Source organism: bacterium (assembly GCA_016873475.1).
Lineage (GTDB): Bacteria > Krumholzibacteriota > Krumholzibacteriia > JACNKJ01 > JACNKJ01 > VGXI01.
In genome coordinates, this window is record VGXI01000214.1 from 1 (window position 1) to 5014 (window position 5014).

Annotated in this window: 6 protein-coding genes; all 6 read left to right on the plus strand. The window is 72.6% G+C overall.

The annotated features are described in order from the left end of the window. Window positions 1-991: ABC transporter permease (locus FJ251_13340; GenBank protein ID MBM4118691.1), on the plus strand; the 991-nt coding region annotated here is incomplete at its 5' end. Beyond that, a complete protein-coding gene (locus FJ251_13345) occupies window positions 844-1851 on the plus strand; it encodes a hypothetical protein (protein MBM4118692.1) in 1008 nt (335 codons plus the stop codon). The genes FJ251_13340 and FJ251_13345, both read left to right, overlap by 148 nt. Then, window positions 1835-2443, plus strand: a complete 609-nt coding sequence (locus FJ251_13350; protein MBM4118693.1) for a CoA pyrophosphatase — start codon at window positions 1835-1837, stop codon at window positions 2441-2443. The genes FJ251_13345 and FJ251_13350 overlap by 17 nt, the downstream gene beginning before the upstream one ends. A 76-nt stretch (window positions 2444-2519) precedes the next feature. After that, window positions 2520-3662, plus strand: coding sequence for an acyl-CoA dehydrogenase (locus tag FJ251_13355; GenBank protein ID MBM4118694.1), 1143 nt, complete (start codon window positions 2520-2522; stop codon window positions 3660-3662). A gap of 36 nt (window positions 3663-3698) precedes the next feature. After that, complete coding sequence (locus FJ251_13360; protein ID MBM4118695.1) at window positions 3699-4469, plus strand: electron transfer flavoprotein subunit beta/FixA family protein; 771 nt, start codon at window positions 3699-3701, stop codon at window positions 4467-4469. Between the two features lie 42 nt (window positions 4470-4511). Beyond that, a partial coding sequence (locus tag FJ251_13365) for an electron transfer flavoprotein subunit alpha/FixB family protein (protein MBM4118696.1) occupies window positions 4512-5014 on the plus strand: 503 nt, incomplete at its 3' end.

Here is a 5014-nt window from a genome sequence, read left to right on the forward strand (position 1 = left end):
CCCCGGCGCCGCCCAGGACTCGGCGCTCAATGCCCTGCTCGACGCCGAGGCCATCGACTGGGTGCTGCGGATTCCCGCCGACGTGCTCGAGCACGGCCGCTGCGAGTACCACGGCCGCGTGGTCAGCAACTTCACCCAGCTCGAGGCGCTGCAGGGCAAGCTGACGGAGATCCTGCGCGCCGAGCGGCTGCGGCGGCTGGACCTCGATCCCGCACTGCTCTCTGAGCTCACGCTGCGCGCCGACCTGCGCACGATCCAGCACCGCGGCGAGGCGACCAGCGAGGCCGGCTTCGAGTCCCTCTACTTCGGCACCCTGACGCTGGTGATGATCCTCTACATGACCATCCTGGTCTTCGGCTCGATGATCCAGCGCAGCATCCTCGAGGACAAGAACCAGCACATCACGGAGGTCGTGCTCTCGGGGATGAGCGCGACGCAGTTCTTCACGGGCAAGATCCTCGGCATCGGCGCCGTCGGCCTCACCCAGTACCTGGCCTGGCTGGTGCTCGGGGCCGTGGCCGCGGCACTCGGACTGCTCAGCAGCGCGAACCTGCAGGCCCTGCCGGTGCTCCAGCCGAGCACGCTGGCCGCGTTCGTCACCTTCTACGTGCTGGGCTTCCTGCTCTACGCGGGCCTCTTCGCCGCCGTCGGCGCCATGAGCACGACGGACCAGGAGGCGCAGCAGCTGATGCAGCCGCTCGTCATGCTCCTCGTGCTGCCGCTGGTGATCATGATCTACATCTTCCAGAACCCGGACTCGGCGGCCTCGGTCGTGCTGAGCCTGATCCCCGTCTTCACGCCCCTCGTGATGTTCATGCGGATCAACATCAGCGCGCCTCCGCTCTGGCAGATCGCCCTCGCCTACGGGCTCCTGATCGGCTCCGTGGTCCTCGTCTTCATCGTCTCGGCGCGGATCTTTCGCGTCGGCATCCTGATGACCGGCAAGAAGCTCAGCCTCGTGGAGGCCTGGCGCTGGGTGAGGCAGGCTTGAGCCGGGCCGAGGACCCCGCCAGCGAGCTGCGCGTCGGCCTGCTCCAGTTCGCCCCGCGGCTGGGCGATCGGGCGGCGAACCTCGCCGCCATCGCCGCCGGCCTCGCCGACCTCACGGCCGATCTCTTCGTGCTCCCCGAGCTGGCGACCTCCGGCTACGCGCTGCCCGATCGCCGGACGGCCCTGGCGCTCGCCGAGTCGCCGCCGGACAGCCCGGGGCTGGCGGCCCTGCAGGACCTGGCCGAGAGGAAGCGCGCCGCGATCGCGGTCGGCCTGCCGCTGCGCGAAGGCGAACGGCTCTACAACGCCGCCGCCCTGCTGCGGCCGGGCGAGGCGCCGGCCTTCTACCGCAAGCTGCACCTCTTCGACCGCGAGGGGACGCTCTTCGATCCGGGGGACCGGCCGCCAGCGGTGCTGACGGTGGGGCCGCTGCGCGTCGGCCTCATGATCTGCTTCGACTGGGTCTTCCCCGAAGTGGCTCGCTGCCTGGCCCTCGCGGGCGCGGATCTGATCGCCCACCCGGCGAACCTCGTCCTGCCCGGCCTCGCCCAGGCGGCCATGGCCACCCGCGCCGTCGAGAACGGCGTCTACGCCGCCACCGCCAACCGCGTGGGGGAAGAGCGCTACGCCGACGGCGAGCCGCTGCGCTTCACGGGGGCCAGCCAGCTCCTGGACCCGCGCGGCCGACCCCTGCTCGTCTTCGGGGTGGGGGAGACGCGCGGCGCCGTGGCGGCGATCCAGCCGGCCGCCGCCCGCGACAAGCGCCTGACGGCGCACAACCACCTGCTCGCCGACCGCCGACCCGCGCTCTACGCAGGCCTGCTCGCCAGCGAGGTGCAGGGCCGTGCCCCCGACGCCTGACGCTCGCTCCGCCCGGGCCCTCGCCCTCTCCCTGCGGCCGCAGCTCCCGCGCGAGGGCGCCCAGCCCGAAGCCGGCCTCCTCGATGCCGCCGTTCTCGTCCCCCTGCTCGACGGCGGCGCCGGGCCCGCGCTGCTCTTCCTGCGCCGGGCCCAGGACCTGCCCGACCACGCGGGACAGGTGGCCTTCCCGGGCGGTCTCCGCGAGGCGGGCGACGGGAGCCTCGCCGCCGCCGCGCTGCGCGAGGCGGCAGAGGAAGTCGCGATCGATCCGGCGCGCATCGAGCTGTACGGTGCGCTGTCGTGCGTGAGCACGCTCGCCAAGTACAGCATCCAGCCCTTCCTCAGTCTGTGGCCGCCGGGCGAGTACCGCGCCGCGAGTCCGGGCGAGGTGGCGCGCGTCTTCCAGGTGCCGCTCGCGTGGCTCGCCGATCCCGCCAGCAGCAGCGAAGTGGAGATCGACCTGCCCGGCCGCCGCCTGCGGGCGCCGGCCTGGTGCTGGGATGAAGAAGTGATCTGGGGCGCGACGCGGCGCATCACGCTGGATCTGCTCCAGCGGCTGGCCGCCGCCGGGGCGGCCTTTGGTCTTGAGTAGGCCCGCGCGTTCGACTAGACTGCCGGCTCCGCCCCTGACCTGCACGACGAGGCCGCGCTCTAGACGGGATCTGCCGATGGATTTCCAGCTCAGCGAGCAGCAGCGCATGATCCGCGAGATGGCGCGCGATTTCGCGCAGGGCGAGATCGAGCCCGTGGCCGCGCGCCTGGACGCCGAGAAGGCCTTCCCGCACGAGATCCTGCGCAAGGCGGCCGCGCTGGGGCTGATGGGGATCACGGTGCCGGCGGAGTACGGCGGTGCCGGCCTGGACACCCTCTCTTACATCCTCGTCCTCGAGGAGATCGCGCGCGCCTGCGCCTCGACCTGCGTCATCCTCTCGGTGCACAACACCCTGGCCAACGGCACCATCCTCCGCTTCGGCAGCGAGGCGCAGCGGCAGCAGTGGCTGCCGGACGCCGCGGCGGGGCGCACGCTGGGCGCCTACCTGCTCACGGAACCGGACGCGGGCAGCGACGCGGCCAGCCTGCGCTGCCGGGCCGAGGCGGCGCCGGGCGGCTGGCGACTGCGCGGGAGCAAGACCTTCATCACGAGCGGGGCCCACGCGGACTTCGGCATCCTCTATGCCGTCACCGATCCGGCGGCGGGGACGCGGGGCATCAGCGCCTTCATCCTCGACTTCAGAGCGGAGGGCGTCCTGCGCGGCCCCGAAGAGAAGAAGATGGGGCTGAACGCCTCCTCGACGGTGATGATCACCCTGGAGGACGCCTTCCTGTCCCAGTCGGCCCTGCTCGGCGAGCCGGGCCAGGGCCTCAAGATCGCTCTCGGCATGCTGGACGTCGGGCGCATCGGCATCGCGGCGCAGAGCCTGGGCATCGCCGGCGCCGCCCTCAGCGAAGCGCGCCGCTATGCGGGCCAACGCGAGCAGTTCGGCTCGCCGATCGGCCGCTTCCAGTCCGTGCAGTGGCATCTCGTCGAGATGGCGCTGCAGCTGGAGGCCTCGCGGCTGCTCACCTACCGGGCCGCCGCGGAACAGGCGGCGGGGCGACCGGTCGGCATGGAGGCCGCAATGGCCAAGCTCTTCGCGAGCCGGGCGGCCGTCTTCTGCGCCGAGAAGGCCGTGCAGGTGCACGGCGGCTACGGCTACCTCAAGGACTTCAAGGTGGAGCGGCTCTTCCGCGACGCCCGCGTGCTCGAGATCTACGAAGGCACCAGCGAGGTGCAGCACCTCGTGATCGCCCGCCAGCTGGCGGCGGAGTAGACGCCGCCGGGCCGGGGGCGGGAGGCAAGGAGCGAGATGAAGATCGCGGTGATGATCAAGCAGGTGGCCGATACGGCCGCCAGGATCGAGCTGACCCCCGGCGGCGAGGCGGTCAAGCTGGCCGGCGTCCAGCTCGTCCTCAATCCCTACGACGAGTTCGCCGTCGAGCAGGCGATCCGGGTCAAGGAGGCGGCCGGGGGCGAGGTGATCGTCTTCAACGTCGGCCCCGCCAGCGCCGACGAGGCCGTGAAGACGGCGCTCGCGATGGGCGCCGACCGCGCCGTGCTGGTGCGGGAGGAGGCCGCGCAGGCCCTGGATCCCGCGGGCCTGGCCGCGATCCTCGCGGCCCTCATCAAGCGCGAGGGCGACTGCGAGCTGGTCTTCTGCGGCAAGCAGGCCACCGACGGGGACAGCCATCAGGTGGGCCCCGCCGTCGCCGAGTTGCTCGGCCTGCCGTCGGTGACCTTCATCACCTCCTTCGCGCTCGCGGGCGGCGAGGCCACCGTGGGCCGCGAGGCGGACGGGCAGCGCGAGACGCTCGCCGTCAAGCTGCCCGCGCTCTTCAGCTGCCAGAAAGGACTCAACGAGCCGCGCTATCCGAGCCTGCCGGGCATCATGCAGGCCGGTCGCAAGCCGCGGGCGCTGGTGACGCTCGCCGAGCTCGGCCTCGCGCCGGCGCCGCGCGTGGAACGGCTGGGACTGAGCCTGCCGGCCGCCCGCGCGGCCGGCAAGCGCCTGGCGGGGGAAACGCCGGCTCAGGTCAAACAGCTCGTCGAGCTGCTGCGCAACGAGGCCAAGGCCGTCTAGCCGTCACCGGCCCCATCCCGCGTCGACGAGGAGGATCGAGGAATGGCAGCCATCTGGGTGTACCTGGAGACCGCAGGGCAAGCGCTGAGCAAGGGCTCCCTGGAGGCCCTCGGCGAGGCGCGCCGGCAGGCGGACGCGAGCGGCGGCAGCGTGACCGGCCTCCTCTTCGGCGGCCCGGGCAGCGCGACCCTCGCCGCGGCCGCGGGGATGCAGGGCGCCGACCGCGTCATCCTGGCTGAGGATCCGGCCTGCGCCGCCTTCAACCTCGAGCTGCAGCTGCAGCTCGCCCTGCGCGCCCTCGCCGGCAGCGAGGCCGAGCTGCTGTTGATGACCGTCAGCACGCACACGCGGGAGCTGGCGGCGCGCCTGGCGGCCCAGCTCGGCGTCGGCCTGGCCGCAGACTGCGTCGAGCTCCTGCGCGCGGGCGACGGTCTCGCATTCAAGCGCCCGATCTACGCGGGCAAGGCCTTCGAGACCCTGCGTGTGGCTGGCAAGCCCGCGATCGCCACCCTGCGGCCGAACAATTTCGCGGCCCTGCCCCCCCC

Coding starts and splice junctions, on each gene's coding strand:
- FJ251_13355 (MBM4118694.1), top strand. CDS start 2,520: ATGGATTTCCAGCTCAGCGAGCAGCAGCGCATGATCCGCGAGATGGCG.
- FJ251_13360 (MBM4118695.1), top strand. CDS start 3,699: ATGAAGATCGCGGTGATGATCAAGCAGGTGGCCGATACGGCCGCCAGG.